The organism is Pseudomonas sp. D4-21, from assembly GCF_051132125.1.
Taxonomy (GTDB): Bacteria; Pseudomonadota; Gammaproteobacteria; order Pseudomonadales; family Pseudomonadaceae; genus Aquipseudomonas.
In genome coordinates this window covers 794370-812313 of record NZ_CP071664.1, presented here as the reverse complement: position 1 = coordinate 812313, position 17944 = coordinate 794370, and the positions used below count along the sequence as shown (strand labels likewise).

The window sequence follows — 17944 nt, the reverse complement described above, 5'->3', positions numbered from 1 at the left end:
ATTCATCATCCCGCGGATGGAATGCTCATTTCTAAGCTTTAAACGTTGGAACCAATCTGTAATGGTGGAGCCAAGCGGGATCGAACCGCTGACCTCCTGCGTGCAAGGCAGGCGCTCTCCCAGCTGAGCTATGGCCCCGTATCGCTACAGGGTACACCATGAAATTGGTGGGTCTGGGCAGATTCGAACTGCCGACCTCACCCTTATCAGGGGTGCGCTCTAACCAACTGAGCTACAGACCCAATCGTCTTCTTCAATGAATCAAGCAATTCGTGTGGGAGCTCATGGAGCCGCTGCTGTCGTCGATTAAGGAGGTGATCCAGCCGCAGGTTCCCCTACGGCTACCTTGTTACGACTTCACCCCAGTCATGAATCACACCGTGGTAACCGTCCTCCCGAAGGTTAGACTAGCTACTTCTGGTGCAACCCACTCCCATGGTGTGACGGGCGGTGTGTACAAGGCCCGGGAACGTATTCACCGCGACATTCTGATTCGCGATTACTAGCGATTCCGACTTCACGCAGTCGAGTTGCAGACTGCGATCCGGACTACGATCGGTTTTGTGGGATTAGCTCCACCTCGCGGCTTGGCAACCCTCTGTACCGACCATTGTAGCACGTGTGTAGCCCAGGCCGTAAGGGCCATGATGACTTGACGTCATCCCCACCTTCCTCCGGTTTGTCACCGGCAGTCTCCTTAGAGTGCCCACCATAACGTGCTGGTAACTAAGGACAAGGGTTGCGCTCGTTACGGGACTTAACCCAACATCTCACGACACGAGCTGACGACAGCCATGCAGCACCTGTCTCAATGTTCCCGAAGGCACCAATCCATCTCTGGAAAGTTCATTGGATGTCAAGGCCTGGTAAGGTTCTTCGCGTTGCTTCGAATTAAACCACATGCTCCACCGCTTGTGCGGGCCCCCGTCAATTCATTTGAGTTTTAACCTTGCGGCCGTACTCCCCAGGCGGTCAACTTAATGCGTTAGCTGCGCCACTAAGAGCTCAAGGCTCCCAACGGCTAGTTGACATCGTTTACGGCGTGGACTACCAGGGTATCTAATCCTGTTTGCTCCCCACGCTTTCGCACCTCAGTGTCAGTATCAGTCCAGGTGGTCGCCTTCGCCACTGGTGTTCCTTCCTATATCTACGCATTTCACCGCTACACAGGAAATTCCACCACCCTCTACCATACTCTAGCTCGACAGTTTTGAATGCAGTTCCCAGGTTGAGCCCGGGGATTTCACATCCAACTTAACGAACCACCTACGCGCGCTTTACGCCCAGTAATTCCGATTAACGCTTGCACCCTCTGTATTACCGCGGCTGCTGGCACAGAGTTAGCCGGTGCTTATTCTGTCGGTAACGTCAAAACACTAACGTATTAGGTTAATGCCCTTCCTCCCAACTTAAAGTGCTTTACAATCCGAAGACCTTCTTCACACACGCGGCATGGCTGGATCAGGCTTTCGCCCATTGTCCAATATTCCCCACTGCTGCCTCCCGTAGGAGTCTGGACCGTGTCTCAGTTCCAGTGTGACTGATCATCCTCTCAGACCAGTTACGGATCGTCGCCTTGGTGAGCCATTACCTCACCAACTAGCTAATCCGACCTAGGCTCATCTGATAGCGCAAGGCCCGAAGGTCCCCTGCTTTCTCCCGTAGGACGTATGCGGTATTAGCGTCCGTTTCCGAGCGTTATCCCCCACTACCAGGCAGATTCCTAGGCATTACTCACCCGTCCGCCGCTCGCCACCAGGTACAAGTACCCGTGCTGCCGCTCGACTTGCATGTGTTAGGCCTGCCGCCAGCGTTCAATCTGAGCCATGATCAAACTCTTCAGTTCAAACATCTTTGGGTTTTGAGAAAACCCTAAACTTGGCTCAGCAATCGTTGGTTACATCTTTGATTTCTCGCGGAGTAACTTGTGATGCTGATAATCTGTTGACTAACAGTCTGACTCCACAAGCACCCACACGAATTGCTTGATTCAGTTGTTAAAGAGCGGTGGGTTGAGCCTTTCGTCTCAACCGAGGCGCGCATTCTACAGCGCCCCGTGTATCTGTCAAGCGGTTATTTTAAGAAGTTTTCAAAGTTTCGCTTGGAAATCCTTAACAACTTCAACCACTTGCGCTTTCGATCTCTCGTTAGCGGGAGGCGAATTCTACAGCGTTACTCGCTGCTGTCAATACCTCTTTTTTACCGCTTTCGACCGAGAGGATCGAACCGTCGATAGCGCCCAACAAACCGGCCTACCCACTCCTCCCGTGCTTCGATGAACTGAAGCGAAGCACTTACCGAAACTTGGTTAACTCATTGAAACTCAAGGAGTTTTCCGTTTCGACTGCGCCGGAAGTGGGGCGAATTATAGACATCCAGAATTTGCCGTCAACCCTTTATTTTCATAATTCTGTCATATCAGTCAGAAACCCCGGAAATACAGAGGCCGACGCCCAGGGGCGCCGGCCTCTTCACTTACATGTTACAAACTGGGAAATGCAAACTGCGAAGCCTCATGGCTGGCACGCTGCGGCCAGCGTTGGGTAATGGCCTTGCGACGGGTATAAAAACGCACCCCGTCCGGACCATAGGCATGCAAGTCACCAAAAAGTGAACGCTTCCAACCACCGAAGCTGTGATAGGCGACAGGCACTGGCAATGGAACATTGACGCCAACCATGCCGACTTCAATCTCATCGCAAAACAACCGCGCCGCTTCGCCGTCACGGGTAAAGATGCAGGTGCCGTTGCCATATTCGTGATCGTTGATCAGTTGCATCGCCTCTTCCAAGCTATTGACCCGGACGATACACAGCACCGGCCCGAAGATTTCTTCCTTGTAGATGCGCATCTCAGGCGTCACGCGGTCAAACAGGCAACCGCCCAGGAAAAAGCCTTCCTCGTGCCCCGCAACGCTCAAGCCACGACCATCGACAATCAATGATGCCCCCGCCGACACGCCCTCCTCTATATACCCACTGACCTTGTCGCGGTGCTGCCCGGTAACAAGCGGCCCCATGTCCAATCCGCAAGAAGTCCCCGCACCGATCTTCAGTGCCTTGACCTGCGGCACCAACTTGGCCACCAGGGCATCCGCTACTTGATCGCCGACACATACCGCCACCGAAATCGCCATGCAGCGCTCACCGCACGAACCGTACGCCGCGCCCATCAAGGCGCTGACTGCGTTGTCCAGATCTGCATCCGGCATCAGCACCGCATGGTTCTTCGCACCACCCAGCGCCTGGACGCGCTTACCTCGACGAGTACCTTCGGCATAGATGTATTCAGCGATCGGTGTCGACCCGACAAAACTCAGCGCTTTTACCTCCGGCGCCTCGATCAAAGCATCCACCGCCGCCTTGTCGCCATGGACTACGCTCAATACACCTTTGGGCAAACCGGCTTTTAGCAAAAGCTGGGCGATCAGCAGTGTCGAACTCGGATCGCGCTCCGACGGCTTGAGAATGAAACAATTCCCACAGACGATAGCCAGCGGGTACATCCACAGTGGCACCATTGCCGGGAAATTGAACGGCGTGATACCCGCCACGACACCTAAAGGCTGGAAATCTGACCAAGCATCGATATTCGGCCCTACATTGCGACTGTATTCGCCCTTCAGGATTTCCGGCGCCGCACAGGCAAACTCAACGTTTTCGATACCCCGCTTGAGTTCCCCCGCCGCGTCTTCCAGGGTCTTGCCGTGTTCTTCGCTGATCAACTGGGCGATGCGCGACTCGTTCTGCTCCAGCAGTTGCTTGAAACGGAACATTACTTGGGCGCGCTTCGCCGCCGGCGTGTTGCGCCAGGCCGGGAAAGCGGCCTTGGCGCCATCGATCGCCTGCTGGACAGTTGCGCGATCCGCCAGCGGTACTTGATGGATTGCCTGGCCGGTGGACGGGTTGAACACATCGGCTGTACGGGCGTTATCGCTCAACAGTTCGCCATTGATCAAATGCGGGATGAGGCTCATGGGGACTCCAGGAAATTGATCACCAGACGCCCATTAACGAGCGTCTCTCTATATAGAAGAAATCAGTCGATCTTGTTCAGCACTTCACCAACTGCGTCGAACAGGCGATCCAGGTCCTGCGGCTTGCTGTTGAACGTCGGCCCGAACTGCAAGGTATCGCCGCCAAAGCGCACATAGAACCCAGCCTTCCACAGTGCCATTCCCGCCTCGAAAGGACGCACGATAGCGTCACCGTCACGGGGGGCGATCTGGATCGCCCCGGCCAAGCCAAAGTTGCGAATATCGATAACGTTTTTCGAGCCTTTCAAGCCATGCAATGCGGTCTCGAAATGCGGCGCCACCTCGGCCACACCCTGCACCAGATTCTCTTTTTGCAGCAGGTCCAACGCCGCCAGTCCCGCCGCGCACGCCACTGGGTGCGCCGAGTACGTATAGCCATGGGGGAATTCCACGGCATATTCAGGCGTCGGCTGGCTCATGAACGTCTGGTAGATTTCGCTGCTAGCAATGACCGCCCCCATCGGAATTGCACCGTTGGTGACTTGCTTGGCGATGCACATCACGTCCGGCGTCACGCCAAAGCTGTCGGCACCAAACATCGCGCCGGTACGACCGAACCCGGTGATCACTTCGTCAAACACCAGCAAAATGTTGTGCTGGTCGCAGATTTTCCGCAGACGCTTCAGGTATCCCTCTGGCGGCACCAGCACACCGGCGGACCCAGCCATCGGCTCGACAAACACGGCGGCGATATTGGAAGCGTCGTGCAGCTCGATCAACTTCAACAGCTCATCGGCCAAGGCGATCCCGCCCTCCTTGGGCATGCCGCGGGAATAGGCGTTACTGGCCAGCAAGGTATGGGGCAAATGATCAACATCCATCATGGCTTGGCCGAACAATTTGCGGTTGCCGCTGACCCCGCCCAGGCTGGTGCCGGCAATATTCACACCGTGATAACCGCGGGCACGACCGATCATCTTGGTCTTGGTGGCCTGCCCCTTGAGGCGCCAATAAGCGCGAACCATCTTCACTGCGGTATCGGCGCACTCGGAACCTGAATCGGTGAAGAACACATGGTTGAGGTTGCCCGGGGTCAGGTTGGTGATCTTTTCCGCCAATTGGAACGACAACGGATGTCCATACTGGAATCCCGGCGAGTAATCGAGCGTGCCCAGTTGCTTGGCGACCGCTTCCTGGATCTCCTTGCGGGTGTGCCCGGCGCCGCATGTCCACAATCCCGACAGCGAATCGTAGACCTTGCGTCCCTTGTCATCGGTCAGCCAGCTACCTTCGGCAGCGACGATCAGGCGAGGGTCGCGTTGGAAATTGCGATTGGCCGTATAAGGCATCCAATGAGCGTCCAGCTTGAGCTGGCTGGCCAGGGAACCGACAGCGTGTTCGGGCATGTTCATCGACAAAACCTCGCAAGACATAAACGGTATGAAATCAGGAGCGTTGTTGCGACTACGTTGCCACGGCGATAAAGTCGGTGAAACCCAGCTTTTCTAACCTTCAGTCAGCGGATTACTAAACTATGAGCATGCGTCGTTCCGATCCGCTGGCCCAGGTCAGCGACTTCGATATCCGCTTGCTGCGCATTTTCCGCAGCGTGGTGGAATGCGGTGGTTTTTCTGCCGCCGAAACGGTCCTCGGGATCGGCCGCTCGGCTATCAGCCAGCAGATGAATGATCTTGAACAACGCCTAGGGCTGCGCTTGTGCCAGCGTGGCCGCGCGGGCTTTTCCCTGACTGAAGAAGGCCGCGAGGTCTATCAGTCGGCGCTGCAACTATTAAGTGCGCTGGAAAGTTTCCGTACCGAGGTCAACGGCCTCCATCAACATTTACGCGGCGAATTGATCATTGGCCTGACGGACAACCTTGTCACCCTGCCGCATATGCGTATCACCCACGCCTTGGCCCAGTTGAAAGAACGCGGGCCAGACGTGCAAATCCAGATTCGCATGATCGCACCCAACGAAGTCGAGCAAGGCGTACTCGACGGTCGCCTTCACGTCGGCGTGGTCCCCCAGGCCAGCGCCCTTTCAGGTCTTGAATACCAACCGCTCTACAGCGAACGCTCGCTGCTGTATTGCGCGGTCGGTCATCCACTGTTTTACGTGGACGACCAGCAACTCGAAGACGCTCGCCTCAATACCCAAGACGCCATCGCGCCAACCTTTCGCTTGCCGGCCGACATCCAGGCCCATTACCAGGCACTGAACTGCACGGCCAGCGCATCGGACCGCGAAGGCATGGCGTTTCTGATTCTCACGGGTCGTTATATCGGTTATCTACCAGATCACTACGCCAATCTCTGGGTACAACAAGGTCGCCTACGCGCGCTCAAACCCTTCGCGCGTTTCTACGACCTGAGCCTGGCATCAGTCACGCGCAAGGGACGTCGCCCTCATTTGGTGCTGGAAAGCTTCCTCGAAAATCTCGCGGCAACACGCTGAATTTCTTCAACGTGCCGCTTTTATAGCCGCAGCACTTGTCTGATCCGCGCCGGTGCGCTATGAACGCATTTGCCCGCACCCACAGACCCAGCCCGGAAACGTCCATGACTTTTGAAGTTCCCGCCCATGGCGGCAAGCCTACCGGCCGCATTCGTCAACAGAACGAAGAGACCATCCTCAGGGCCGCCGAGGATGAGTTCGCCCGTCACGGTTTCAAGGGCACCAGCATGAATACGATTGCCTTGAAGGCTGGATTGCCCAAGGCCAACCTGCACTACTATTTCACCAATAAGCTCGGGCTCTACGTGGCGGTATTGAGCAACATCATCGAGTTATGGGACAGCACGTTCAATTCCCTGACGGCCGAAGACGATCCGGCGCAGGCATTGACCCGCTACATTCGCGCCAAGATGGAGTTCTCGCGGCGCCAACCTCAGGCATCGCGGATCTTCGCCATGGAAGTGATCAGCGGCGGCGAGTGCCTGAGCGAATATTTCAACCAGGACTATCAGGCCTGGTTCAAGGGCCGAGCGGCTGTTTTCCAGGCTTGGATCGATGCAGGAAAAATGGACCCGGTCGATCCGGTGCATCTCATCTTCCTGCTATGGGGCAGCACCCAGCATTATGCCGACTTTGCTACCCAGATCTGCCGCGTGACCGGTCGCAGCAAGCTGACCAAGCAAGACATGATCGACGCTGGCGACAACTTGATCCGTATCATTCTAAAAGGCTGCGGCCTGACACCTGACCTCTCATACAGATCCTAGGACTACATGCCTTATACCCTCGCCGGCTTTTGTGAGTACCGTGAAGAAATCCGCAAAAGCCGTTTCATTACCCTTGCCGCCGCCATCAACAGCCCTGCCGAGGCCCAGGCCTTTATCGAACAGCACAGCGACCTGGCCGCCACGCACAATTGTTGGGCCTGGAAATTCGGCAACCAGTACCGCAGCAGCGACGATGGCGAACCAGGCGGTACCGCCGGACGTCCGATCCTGGCAGCCATCCAGGCCCAAGCCTGCGATCAGGTGGTGGTGCTGGTGATCCGCTGGTACGGCGGAATCCAGCTGGGGACCGGTGGGTTGGCGCGGGCGTACGGCGGCGGTGCAAACAAATGCCTGCAAAACGCCGAGAAGATTGAATTGATCAGCCGCGTGGGGCTGCGCTGCGTTTGCGGGTTCGCGGAACTGGCCCTGGTGAAACTGCGCACAACCGAATGCGGGGGGTTGGTGAACGCCGAGCATTTCACCGCCGATGGTGTAGAGCTTCAATTGGCGGTGGGCGAAGAACACATCGAAACGCTGCAGGCACGGCTGGCCGACCTGAGTCGCGGGCACATACGCCTGGAGCGTGAGACCGCCGTGTGACGGCAAAACGCGGATTTGCCCACACGCGCTGTGCACCCGCTTGTGGATAACCTGGGCGTACCACGCTGTAACCCTTCTGTCATGCGGCTTTCGGGGATTTGTACATTTTTCGTACAGGGGCATCCAGACTTCAGAGATCCGTCAGCAAAACAATCACTTGCGGCGCTTTATCACCTTTAGAAGAAAGCCGCCCGGGGCTTATTCCCGACCTTGGAGCTTGCGCACAATTACTGTGGAACAAGCTGTGGATAACCCGTTCATGGGTCCAGCAGCCTCAGTAACGGCATGGACCGCAGCCGCTTGATCAATTTTTAATCAATCGATACGGTGATACAAACCCGACGCGTTGCGTCACGAGTTGAAACAACGGCTCGGGCAATGTTGTCCATTAAATCCATGGCCTTTTCTTTCAAGGATGCCTTCATGAATTCGGCGAAAAATGCATTGATCATCGGTGCTTCCAGGGGCTTGGGCCTGGGTTTGGTAAAGACGTTGCTCAGCGACGGCTGGAACGTCACTGCTACCGTGCGCAACCCGCAGCACGCGGACGCCTTGAAAGCGCTGGGTCCGGTGCGAATCGAAAGGCTCGACATGGACGACCAGCAAGCCGTCATCGCCTTGAGCCAGCAACTCAAGGGCGAAATCTTCGACCTGCTGTTCGTCAACGCCGGCGTAAAGGGCCCGGCCAATCAGAACCCTGGCGGCGCAACGCTGGCGGAGGTGGGCCAATTGTTCTTCACCAACGCAGTGGCACCGATCAATCTGGCCCAGCGCTTCGTCGGGCAGATTCGCGAACGTAGCGGCGTGCTGGCTTTCATGAGCTCCGTACTGGGCAGCGTGACCATGCCCGACGCGCCGGAACTGGCGTTGTACAAGGCAAGCAAAGCCGCCCTCAACTCAATGACCAACAGTTTCGTCAGTCAATTGGGCGAGCAGTCGCTGACCGTACTGTCCCTGCATCCGGGCTGGGTGAAGACCGACATGGGCGGTGAAGGTGCCGAGATAGACGTCCCGACCAGTACCCGTGGGCTGATCGACCAGGTCAATGCCTTCACCGGCAAGGGCGGGCATCACTTCGTCAATTATAGGGGCGAGACGATTCCCTGGTAAACGCCACCCATTACGTCGCCGGGGACTGGATATGTGCCGAACAACCTGAGTAAACTCCGACCCGCGCCCTCCCATGGCGCCCCTGGATCAGCAGACAGGGCATCACTGAGCTGGCTAACCTGAACCCACTTTCAGAGGAGCCGGCCATCATGCCTGCGACCCGTACCTGGTTAAAAAATCCCCTCGCCGTCTTCACGGCCAACGGCCTCGATGCCCGTGGCGGTCTCGTCCTGCAGGACGGTGCGATCGTCGAACTGCTGGGCCTCGGCCAGCAACCCGGCCAGCCCTGCGACCTAGTCTTTGACGCCCGCGATCATGTAATCCTGCCTGGGCTGATCAACACTCATCACCACTTCTATCAGACCCTCACCCGCGCCTGGGCACCGGTGGTCAACCAGCCGCTATTCCCTTGGTTGAAAACCCTCTATCCCGTATGGGCACGACTGACGCCGGAAAAACTCGCGCTGGCAAGCAAGGTGGCGCTGGCTGAACTGCTGCTGTCAGGCTGCACGACGGCGGCCGATCATCATTATCTGTTCCCGCAAGGCCTGGAAAATGCGATCGATGTGCAGGTTCAAAGCGTTCGCGAGCTGGGCATGCGCGCAATGCTGACTCGCGGCTCCATGAGCCTGGGCGAAGCCGACGGTGGCTTGCCGCCGCAACAGACCGTCCAGCAGGGCCAGGTGATTCTCGACGACAGCCAGCGATTGATTGCCCGCTATCACCAACGAGGCGATGGCGCGCAGATCCAGATTGCCTTGGCGCCGTGCTCGCCGTTTTCAGTCACGCCCGAGATCATGAGCGCCAGCGCCGAACTGGCGGAAAAACTCGACGTACGCCTGCACACGCACCTGGCCGAAACCCTCGACGAAGAAGATTTCTGCCTGCAACGCTTCGGCCTGCGCACCGTCGATTACCTGGACAGCGTCGGCTGGCTGGGCCCGCGCACCTGGCTGGCCCATGGCATTCATTTCAATCCGGACGAAATCGTCCGTCTCGGCGCCGCCGGCACCGGTATCTGTCATTGCCCCAGCTCGAACATGCGCCTGGCCTCGGGGATCTGTCCGACGCTAGAACTCACTGCCGCCGGCGCCCCGCTGGGCCTGGGGGTTGACGGCTCAGCCTCCAACGATGCCTCGAACATGATCCTGGAAGCCCGCCAAGCGCTCTATATCCAGCGCCTGCGCTACGGCGCACAAGCGATCACACCGGAACGAGTACTGGGCTGGGCGACCCGGGGTTCGGCGCAATTGCTGGGGCGCAGCGACATCGGTGAATTGGCGGTGGGCAAGCAGGCTGACCTGGCGCTATTCAAACTTGATGAGTTGCGCTTTTCCGGCAGCCACGACCCGATCTCGGCACTGCTGCTGTGCGGTGCCGATCGGGCGGATCGAGTTATGGTTGCAGGCGAGTGGCGTGTGATCGACGGACAGATCGAAGGCCTCGACCTGAAAGGGTTGATTGCCGATCACAGCCAGGCCGCGCGGGAGCTGATTGCTGCATCGTGACCCAATCAAAGGACGAATGTGGGAGCGAGTCTGCTCGCTCCCACAAGGACTCTGACAAGCTAAAGGCCCAGCAACGACAACATCACAAACGTCGCAAACAACACAAAATGGGTCATCCCCTCGATGGCGTTGGTTTCGCCATCGTTGAGGTTGATGGCGCTGACGATCAGGGTGATGAAAATCATCACCGTCTGCACCGGCGTCATCGCCATCTGGAAAGGTTGCCCGGTGTAGAGCGCCATCGCTTCCATCACCGGCACGGTCAGGATCACGGTGGACAACGACGCCCCCAGCGCGATGTTGACCACCGACTGCATGCGATTGGCCAGGGCTGCGCGCAGGGCCGTGAGGATCTCCGGCGCAGCGGAGATGGCCGCCACCAGGATTGCCGTGACCACTGGCGGCGCGCCGGAGCCCTCCAGCCCCAGGTCGATGGCTTTGGACATGACTTCTGCCAGCGCACCGATTACCACTACGCCAAACACTAATGCGCCGATGGAAAATGCCAGGCTGATGGGTTTCGGCTCGGTTTCCACGGGCTCTTTCCTGCGGCGCTTTTGCGGGTAGCTGTAGCTGAAAAAATAGCTGTGGGGTCCCACCTGCATCCGTAGGAACAAGGTATACAACACGACCATCGCGCCGATGGTGAACGCCGAATAATGTTTCCAGTTTTCCTGTGGAATGAACTCCGGCACCACCATCGACACGCCCATGGCGGTGAGAATCATCACGCTGTAGGTGCGCGCCGAGTCATCGTTATAGACCTGCTCGCCATGCTTGAGCCCCCCCATCAAAGCCGCGAGCCCGAGAATGCCATTGATGTCGAGCATGACCGCAGAATAAATCGTGTCTCGTACCAGGGTGGGTGATGCCTCGTTACTCATCATGATCGCCAGGATCACGACTTCCACCAGCACCGCCGACAAGGTCAGGATCATGGTGCCGTAGGGATCGCCAACCTTTTCCGCTAACAGTTCCGCGTGATGAGCAACGCGCATGGACGCAGAAACAATAAAACCGATCAGCACCAACCCACTCGCCAGCGCCACGGCCTGCCCGCTGCCCAGAAACCAATGTTCCAGCGGGTAGGCGACGAAGGCGGCGAGCAGGGCCAACAACAGCAGTTTTTCTTGCTTGATCAACGAGAACATCGTGGGCCTGGCAATGGACGGGTCATGAGCTACTAGACTGTGACGGGCCGGGAACGTTTCGTGCGGATGCGGCCTGCGTAGTGGATCAGCCGGTCAGGTTTTACCAGACATCGGCGCCTACCCCTGTAGAATGCCCGCCATCGATTCGCTGATGAGAAAAAGACATGTACGACTGGCTGAACGCCTTGCCCAAGGCTGAACTGCACCTGCACCTGGAAGGCTCGCTGGAGCCCGAGTTGCTGTTTGCCCTGGCCGAACGCAACAAGATCGCCCTGCCATGGAACGACGTTGACACCCTGCGCCAGGCCTACGCCTTCAACAACCTGCAGGAATTTCTCGACCTGTACTACCAGGGCGCCGACGTGCTGCGCACCTCCCAGGATTTCTATGACCTGACCTGGGCCTACCTGCTGCGTTGCAAGGCGCAGAACGTGATCCACACCGAACCGTTCTTCGATCCCCAGACCCACACCGATCGCGGCATTCCATTCGAAGTGGTGCTCAACGGCATCGCCGCCGCCCTCAAGGACGGCGAACAGCAACTGGGCATCACCAGCGGCCTGATCCTGAGTTTCCTGCGCCACCTGAGCGAAGAACAGGCCGAGCAGACCCTCGACCAGGCGCTGCCGTTCCGTGACGCGTTCGTGGCCGTCGGCCTCGACAGCTCGGAGATGGGCCATCCACCAAGCAAATTCCAGCGGGTGTTCGACCGCGCGCGAAACGAAGGTTTCCTGACCGTCGCCCACGCTGGCGAGGAAGGTCCGCCCGAGTACATCTGGGAAGCCTTGGACCTGCTGAAGATCCAGCGCATCGACCACGGCGTTCGGGCAATCGAAGATGAACGGCTGATGCAGCGAATCATCGACGAGCAAATCCCGCTGACGGTGTGCCCGTTGTCCAACACCAAGCTCTGCGTGTTCGACGACATGTCGCAGCACAACATCCTCGATATGCTCGAACGCGGCGTGAAGGTAACGGTGAACTCCGATGACCCGGCGTATTTCGGCGGTTACGTCACCGAAAACTTCCATGCGCTGCATACGCATTTGGGCATGACTCAAGACCAGGCCAAGCGCTTGGCGCAAAACAGCCTGGATGCGCGACTGGTAAAACCTTAAGCCCGTCTCAACGCCTGTGGAAGCGAGCTTGCTCGCGATGGCGGTCGATCATTCAACATTGATGTTGGCTGACCCGGCGCTATCGCGAGCAAGCTCGCTCCCACAGGAGACTGTGTTCAGTCAGCGACATTCGCTTCGCTCAACTCCTCCAGCGTCTTGCCCCGCGTCTCCATTCCATACAACCAGACCACACCCGCCGCCACCGCAAAGCACAGCGCGCCCAGGGCAAACACACCGCCTTGCCCGGTGATAAATACCAACCCTGTTATCAAGGGGCCAAGCAGCGAACCGATGCGTCCGACCGCCGAGGCAAAGCCCGATCCCGTGGCTCTCGCCGAAGTGGGGTAAAGCTCCGGTGTATAGGTGTAAAGCACCGCCCACATGCCGAACAGGAAGAACTGCATCAACAGTCCGGTGCTTATCAGCAGGCCGACGTTGCCGCCGAACACCGCGCTCTGACCATACAGAAATGCCATGACCCCGCCGCCCAGCAGCGTGATGATGCACACCGGCTTGCGCCCCCAACGTTCCACCAGCCAGGCCGCCATCAGGAAACCGGGGATCCCGCCGAGAGAAATCAGAACCGTGTAGTAGACCGACTGCGTCACCGCAAAACCCGATTGCTGCAACAAGGCGCTGAGCCAGGAGGTCAGCCCGTAGAACCCGAGCAGGGCAAAGAACCAGACGCTCCAGATCATCACCGTGCGTTGGCGATACAACGGTGACCAAATCTGCGCCAGGGCCGAGAAAAAGTTGCCAGGCACGGTCGCCAGCCTCGGCAGGCGAATGGGCTCGGGCAAATCGTGCGTGCCCAGCGAGGCGCGGACTTTGTCTTCGATCCGCTTGAGCACGGCATCCGCTTCATCGCCCCGGCCAGCCTGCTCCAGCCAACGCGGCGATTCGGGAATGAAAAAACGAATCACCAGGACGAAGACCGCCGGCACCGCCAATACCAGGAAAATGTCACGCCAGCCGATCACCGGCAGGAGGAAATACGACAACACGCCCGCCGCCACAAAGCCAAGCGGCCAGAAGCCGTCCATCAAGGCGATGTAGCGTCCACGGCGCTTCGCTGGAATAAGCTCCGAAAGCATCGACTGGGCAATTGGAAACTCCATGCCCATGCCGACGCCCAACAGGACACGAAACAACGTCAATGTCTCGATGTCCTGGGCGGTGGAACACAGGTAACTGGCCACCCCCCACAGTACGATGCTCCACTGGAACACCGGCTTTCGTCCAAATCGATCGGCCAACATGCCCGACAGCGAGGCGCCCACCACCATGCCAAAAAAGCTCGAGCTGGCCAGCAGCCCTGCCTGGGCCGAACTCAGGCCGAACTCGGTTTTGATCGACCCCAGCAAGAACGTCATCATGGCCAGGTCCATGGAGTCGAAGAAAAACGCCAAGGCGATGATGATGAATATGACCCGGTGATAGCCGCTGATCGGCAATCGCTCCAGTCGTTCCGCGGCACTGTAAACGTGAGTGTCCATTGCATTCCCCAATCCGAAAGAACCCCAGACCGAGTGTGCGCGAACCTCACAGGCGACTATTGCTGATAGCGACCTGCCGACAGCCCTAGAGCGCCATTTCCAAGGTGTCCTGCCTGGCGAACCGATGGATTTCCTGCTGGCCGAGGGTGGTCACCTGCAGGGCCCTCGAGTCATTTGGAAGGCTCAGCCAACCCGATTGCATGAACAACTGCAGCAACGCAGCCCCCAGCGCGCCACCCAAGTGCGGGCGCCGCTCACTCCAATCAGGGCAGGGGCAAGCAATGCGCGCGTTGCGATGAGCCAGTGCCTGGATGAACAGGCCACGCCCGGCCAACTGGTTCGCGCCCTTGTGCGTGACGATTACCCGCTGCTCAACCTGTTCAAGCCATCCGGCATCCAACAATCGCTGATACAGATCCGCCGCCAGGGTACCGCCCAGATGATCATCGCAAAGCCTGGCGCGCATCAGCGAAGCCGGTGCCGTCGGCGCCTTGGTTGGCATGAGGCCGCGTTTGAAAACTTCTGGAACCTGTCGCGGCGTGCTGGCAAGGGTTGCACTCGCCAACGCCTCGACGGCGGCACCGATCTCGGGGGCCGCCAGGCGAAAAAAACGCTTGCGGCCGCGGACTTCGACTTTCAACAGACCGCCCGTGGATAACCGCCCCAGATGGGCGTTGGCCGAAGAGGGCGAAAGCCCGGCCAGCAAAGCCAATTCATCGGCCTGTCGGGCCGTACCATCCATCAACGCCCACATCATCGCGCTACGCTTTGGGTCGGCCAGCAGCGTGGCAATCTGGCTGATGCAAGGTGCATGTTCCATGTATTCACTCCCTGTTGAATCGTCTGTCTACTGCTTTGGGGCATATTGACCCGTAAGAAGGTGCCGCCCAAAGCGGCTGACCGCCTGGAAGACCGGCATGCCCGTGCGGACTTCGCTTGCCGTCGTGCCCGTTTCAACGCTGACACAGGCGGCCGCTAGTATAAGCGTGCGGATCAAGGTTTCCTGTCCTCCAGAAACCTTTGGAGGCGATTGTGCGTGAGGGAAAAATCTCTATTTGCCCGCGACTAATGGTCATTATCAAAAAAACACTGAAAGAGCCTGTTGGTTTGGCCGCTTTTACCCCGCCCCCAAATCGCCAAACATGGGCGCCATCGTCCCTGCTCACGGAGCCGCTTCATGAAAGCCATCGCCTATTACCAATCACTGCCCATCAGCGATCCTCGCGCGCTGCAAGACGTCGAGCTGCCGGAGCCGGTTGCCGGCCCGAGAGACTTGCTGGTGGAGGTCAAGGCCATCTCGGTCAACCCCGTCGATACCAAGGTTCGCCAGAACGTGCAGCCAGAAGGCGGTGCCGGCAAGGTATTGGGCTGGGACGTGGCTGGAGTCGTCAAGTCCGTGGGCAGCGACGTCACGCTGTTCAAGGCTGGTGACAAGGTGTTCTATGCCGGTTCCATCGCCAGGGCCGGTGGCAACAGCGAAATGCATGTGGTGGATGAGCGTATCGTCGGCCACATGCCCAAGACCCTCGGTTTCGCCGAAGCCGCCGCGCTGCCGCTCACGGCGATCACCGCCTGGGAACTACTGTTCGACCGGCTGCAGATAAAAGAAGGCCAGGATGACCAGGGCCAGACCCTGCTGATTGTCGGCGCCGCCGGGGGCGTGGGTTCGATCCTGACGCAACTGGCCAGCCAGCTCACCGGCCTCAAGGTCATCGGTACCGCGTCCCGACCGCAGACAGTGGATTGGGTGCGTGACCTGGGTGCCGACCTGGTGGTCGATCACAGCCAGCCGCTGAGCGAAGTCCTCAAGCAGGCAGGCCAGGCTCAAGTTACCCACGTGGCCAGCCTGACCCAGACCGACCAGCACCTGGATCAATTGGTCGAAGCCTTGGCGCCCCAAGGCAAGCTGGCCCTCATCGACGACCCGAAATCCCTGGACGTGACCAAGCTCAAGCGCAAGAGCCTGTCGTTGCATTGGGAGTTCATGTACACCCGTTCCCTGTTCGAGACAGCCGACATGCTTGAACAGCACAAGCTGCTCAATCGCGTGGCGGGATTGATCGACGCCGGCACCTTGAAAACAACGGTGGGCGAACATTTCGGCGTGATCAATGCAGAGAACCTGCGCCGAGCCCACGCATTGCTTGAAAGTGGGAAGGCCAAGGGTAAGATCGTGCTTGAAGGATTCTGATGCCGGGCAGTCGCCCGTGGCGAGGGAGCTTGCTCCCTCGCCACAAAAGCCTGCACCGTCAGTCCGACAATTGACCGTTGTCACAACTGCGCTCGCAATCGGGTCTACACTCGAGGCCTTTGCAACGCAATCTTTTACACGAGGAGGTCAGCAATGAAGATCCTGATAAAAGAGGTGGCAAAATCCCAATGGCAAGTGCGCCTTGACCAGCATGTCGTGACCTTTCGCTCCGAAGCCGAAGCCCAGGCTTTCGCGAACACCCTGCAAGCGCGCATTCGAGCGCCCCATCATTTTCCCGAACATCAGCAGCGCGCGGCCGGTTGAATCAGCTTCGCTGACTCGCCTGGGCAAGCGCCAAAGCGTTTTGCAGACGACGGGTCAGCATTGCCGCGCCGACCACCAACAATCCGCAAAGGCTGATGACGATCGCCATCGGCACCGCCGTGCCGTCATGTAGCGCTGCCACCAACGCGGCGGCACCCGCAGCGACGGAAAACTGAAGGCATCCCAACATGGCCGAGGCGCTCCCCGCCCGGGCACCCTGCCCGTTCATGGCGCAAGCCGACGCATTGGGGATGATGCAACCCAGACTGGCGATGCAGATAAAGAGCGGGATCAACAACGGCCACAACCGCTCCGGCTGGAAGGCGCTGATGGCCAACAAACTCAGCCCGGCAATCCAATAGACCCAGACCGCGCGGGCCAGCAGGAAGGCCGGACCGCGTTTGGACAACAGCCTGGCATTGACTTGCGCCACCAGGATGAAGCCCGCCGCGTTGGTACCAAACAGCCAGCCGAAGTGCTCAGCGGGCACGCCATAGAGCTTGATGAAAACGAACGGCGAACCGGCGATGTAGGCAAACATCCCGGCAATCGCGATGCCGCCTGTCAAGGCATGACCAAGGAAAACAGAGTCCTTGAGAAGGCGACCGTATTGGCGCAATGCCCCGGACAACGGTTGCCGTGGCACATGCTCAGGCAGGCTTTCCGGCAACCACAAGGCAACCGCCGTCGCCGCAAGCGCACTGAACAACGTCAACCCAATGAAAATGGATTGCCAACCGTAAACGTTCACCAGCAGGCCGCCAAGCATCGGCGCGAGGATCGGCGCCAGGCCCATTACCAGCATCAACTGCGAAAACACCTTGGCCGAGCCCACTGCGTCGCATTTGTCGCTGACCACCGCCCGGGAAATCACCATTCCCGCGCATCCGCCCAAGGCCTGCACGAAGCGGGCGCCGATCAGCCATTCGAGGCTTGGCGCGTAGGCGCAGGCCAGGGATGCCACGGTGAACAAGCCGACCCCCGCCAGCAGCGGGATACGCCGTCCGAAGCGATCCGCCACCGGCCCGTAGGCCAGTTGGCCGAGGGACAGCCCGAGGAAATAAGCCGCCAGGGTCAGTTGGATATGTTTTTCATCGGTGCCAAAAGCGATTGCCATCGCCGGGAACGCCGGCAGATAAAAATCGATCGCCAAGGGACCGAAAGCGCTCAAGGCGCCAAGAATCAGAATGGTACGGAGGTTCATCAGGCGTCCAGATCAGCGTCAGTCGGCAGCCCGACAGTTTAGCC

Annotated in this window: 14 protein-coding genes, 2 tRNA genes and 1 rRNA gene; 8 read left to right on the top strand and 9 right to left on the bottom strand. The window is 58.7% G+C overall.

The window, feature by feature from the left end:
- Positions 1-62: 62 nt before the first annotated feature.
- From J3Q04_RS03545 to J3Q04_RS03525, 5 genes are all read right to left on the bottom strand, one after another.
- A tRNA-Ala gene (locus J3Q04_RS03545) sits at positions 63-138 on the bottom strand.
- Between the two features lie 27 nt (positions 139-165).
- Positions 166-242 (bottom strand) — tRNA-Ile (locus J3Q04_RS03540).
- Positions 243-307: 65 nt separating this feature from the next.
- Positions 308-1846, bottom strand: a 16S ribosomal RNA gene (locus J3Q04_RS03535).
- A gap of 636 nt (positions 1847-2482) precedes the next feature.
- Positions 2483-3976 (bottom strand): CoA-acylating methylmalonate-semialdehyde dehydrogenase, encoded by a 1494-nt coding sequence (locus J3Q04_RS03530; RefSeq protein WP_434607924.1) that lies wholly within the window; start codon positions 3974-3976, stop codon positions 2483-2485.
- 62 nt (positions 3977-4038) lie between these two features.
- On the bottom strand, positions 4039-5388 hold the full coding sequence (locus J3Q04_RS03525) for an aspartate aminotransferase family protein (protein ID WP_434607926.1): 1350 nt from the start codon (positions 5386-5388) through the stop codon (positions 4039-4041).
- A gap of 122 nt (positions 5389-5510) precedes the next feature.
- On the opposite strand from J3Q04_RS03525, the gene J3Q04_RS03520 reads away from it, so the two are divergent.
- The 5 genes from J3Q04_RS03520 (at position 5511) to J3Q04_RS03500 (ending at position 10416) form a co-directional block, all read left to right on the top strand.
- Positions 5511-6431, top strand: coding sequence for a LysR family transcriptional regulator (locus tag J3Q04_RS03520; protein ID WP_434560819.1), 921 nt, complete (start codon positions 5511-5513; stop codon positions 6429-6431).
- 104 nt (positions 6432-6535) lie between these two features.
- Positions 6536-7198, top strand: a complete 663-nt coding sequence (locus tag J3Q04_RS03515) for a TetR/AcrR family transcriptional regulator (RefSeq protein ID WP_420766309.1) — start codon at positions 6536-6538, stop codon at positions 7196-7198.
- Positions 7199-7204: 6 nt separating this feature from the next.
- The gene (locus J3Q04_RS03510) at positions 7205-7798 is read left to right on the top strand and encodes an IMPACT family protein (protein WP_420766308.1); all 594 of its coding nucleotides are present in this window, start codon (positions 7205-7207) and stop codon (positions 7796-7798) included.
- A gap of 423 nt (positions 7799-8221) precedes the next feature.
- Positions 8222-8908 carry an SDR family oxidoreductase gene (locus J3Q04_RS03505; protein ID WP_420766307.1) on the top strand — a complete coding sequence of 229 codons (687 nt, stop codon included), beginning with the start codon at positions 8222-8224 and terminating at the stop codon, positions 8906-8908.
- A 149-nt stretch (positions 8909-9057) separates the two neighbouring features.
- Entirely contained in the window at positions 9058-10416 is a 1359-nt protein-coding gene (locus J3Q04_RS03500; RefSeq protein ID WP_434607929.1) for an 8-oxoguanine deaminase, read from the top strand.
- Between the two features lie 59 nt (positions 10417-10475).
- Here the strand turns inward: J3Q04_RS03500 and J3Q04_RS03495 are convergent, their stop codons facing one another.
- Entirely contained in the window at positions 10476-11567 is a 1092-nt protein-coding gene (locus J3Q04_RS03495) for a calcium:proton antiporter (RefSeq protein ID WP_420766305.1), read from the bottom strand.
- Positions 11568-11731: 164 nt separating this feature from the next.
- On the opposite strand from J3Q04_RS03495, the gene J3Q04_RS03490 reads away from it, so the two are divergent.
- Positions 11732-12685 (top strand): adenosine deaminase, encoded by a 954-nt coding sequence (locus tag J3Q04_RS03490; protein ID WP_420766304.1) that lies wholly within the window; start codon positions 11732-11734, stop codon positions 12683-12685.
- Positions 12686-12801: 116 nt separating this feature from the next.
- On the opposite strand, the gene J3Q04_RS03485 is transcribed toward J3Q04_RS03490, so the two are convergent.
- On the bottom strand, positions 12802-14181 hold the full coding sequence (locus tag J3Q04_RS03485) for an MFS transporter (RefSeq protein ID WP_434607932.1): 1380 nt from the start codon (positions 14179-14181) through the stop codon (positions 12802-12804).
- Positions 14182-14266: 85 nt separating this feature from the next.
- Positions 14267-15001, bottom strand: a complete 735-nt coding sequence (locus tag J3Q04_RS03480) for an ArsR/SmtB family transcription factor (RefSeq protein WP_420766302.1) — start codon at positions 14999-15001, stop codon at positions 14267-14269.
- Positions 15002-15358: 357 nt separating this feature from the next.
- On the opposite strand from J3Q04_RS03480, the gene J3Q04_RS03475 reads away from it, so the two are divergent.
- Positions 15359-16372 carry a zinc-binding alcohol dehydrogenase family protein gene (locus J3Q04_RS03475; RefSeq protein WP_434607934.1) on the top strand — a complete coding sequence of 338 codons (1014 nt, stop codon included), beginning with the start codon at positions 15359-15361 and terminating at the stop codon, positions 16370-16372.
- A gap of 153 nt (positions 16373-16525) precedes the next feature.
- The gene (locus tag J3Q04_RS03470; RefSeq protein ID WP_420766300.1) at positions 16526-16696 is read left to right on the top strand and encodes a hypothetical protein; all 171 of its coding nucleotides are present in this window, start codon (positions 16526-16528) and stop codon (positions 16694-16696) included.
- A 1-nt stretch (position 16697) separates the two neighbouring features.
- On the opposite strand, the gene J3Q04_RS03465 is transcribed toward J3Q04_RS03470, so the two are convergent.
- Complete coding sequence (locus tag J3Q04_RS03465) at positions 16698-17900, bottom strand: multidrug effflux MFS transporter (protein WP_420766299.1); 1203 nt, start codon at positions 17898-17900, stop codon at positions 16698-16700.
- Positions 17901-17944 lie beyond the last annotated feature (44 nt).

Excerpts from the sequence above, each read along its gene's own strand:
- J3Q04_RS03525 (WP_434607926.1), bottom strand. The coding sequence starts at position 5,388 with ATGAACATGCCCGAACACGCTGTCGGTTCCCTGGCCAGCCAGCTCAAG.
- J3Q04_RS03470 (WP_420766300.1), top strand. The coding sequence starts at position 16,526 with ATGAAGATCCTGATAAAAGAGGTGGCAAAATCCCAATGGCAAGTGCGC.
- J3Q04_RS03505 (WP_420766307.1), top strand. The coding sequence starts at position 8,222 with ATGAATTCGGCGAAAAATGCATTGATCATCGGTGCTTCCAGGGGCTTG.
- J3Q04_RS03510 (WP_420766308.1), top strand. The coding sequence starts at position 7,205 with ATGCCTTATACCCTCGCCGGCTTTTGTGAGTACCGTGAAGAAATCCGC.
- J3Q04_RS03475 (WP_434607934.1), top strand. The coding sequence starts at position 15,359 with ATGAAAGCCATCGCCTATTACCAATCACTGCCCATCAGCGATCCTCGC.
- J3Q04_RS03485 (WP_434607932.1), bottom strand. The coding sequence starts at position 14,181 with ATGGACACTCACGTTTACAGTGCCGCGGAACGACTGGAGCGATTGCCG.
- J3Q04_RS03530 (WP_434607924.1), bottom strand. The coding sequence starts at position 3,976 with ATGAGCCTCATCCCGCATTTGATCAATGGCGAACTGTTGAGCGATAAC.
- J3Q04_RS03515 (WP_420766309.1), top strand. The coding sequence starts at position 6,536 with ATGACTTTTGAAGTTCCCGCCCATGGCGGCAAGCCTACCGGCCGCATT.
- J3Q04_RS03465 (WP_420766299.1), bottom strand. The coding sequence starts at position 17,900 with ATGAACCTCCGTACCATTCTGATTCTTGGCGCCTTGAGCGCTTTCGGT.
- J3Q04_RS03495 (WP_420766305.1), bottom strand. The coding sequence starts at position 11,567 with ATGTTCTCGTTGATCAAGCAAGAAAAACTGCTGTTGTTGGCCCTGCTC.
- J3Q04_RS03520 (WP_434560819.1), top strand. The coding sequence starts at position 5,511 with ATGAGCATGCGTCGTTCCGATCCGCTGGCCCAGGTCAGCGACTTCGAT.
- J3Q04_RS03480 (WP_420766302.1), bottom strand. The coding sequence starts at position 15,001 with ATGGAACATGCACCTTGCATCAGCCAGATTGCCACGCTGCTGGCCGAC.
- J3Q04_RS03500 (WP_434607929.1), top strand. The coding sequence starts at position 9,058 with ATGCCTGCGACCCGTACCTGGTTAAAAAATCCCCTCGCCGTCTTCACG.
- J3Q04_RS03490 (WP_420766304.1), top strand. The coding sequence starts at position 11,732 with ATGTACGACTGGCTGAACGCCTTGCCCAAGGCTGAACTGCACCTGCAC.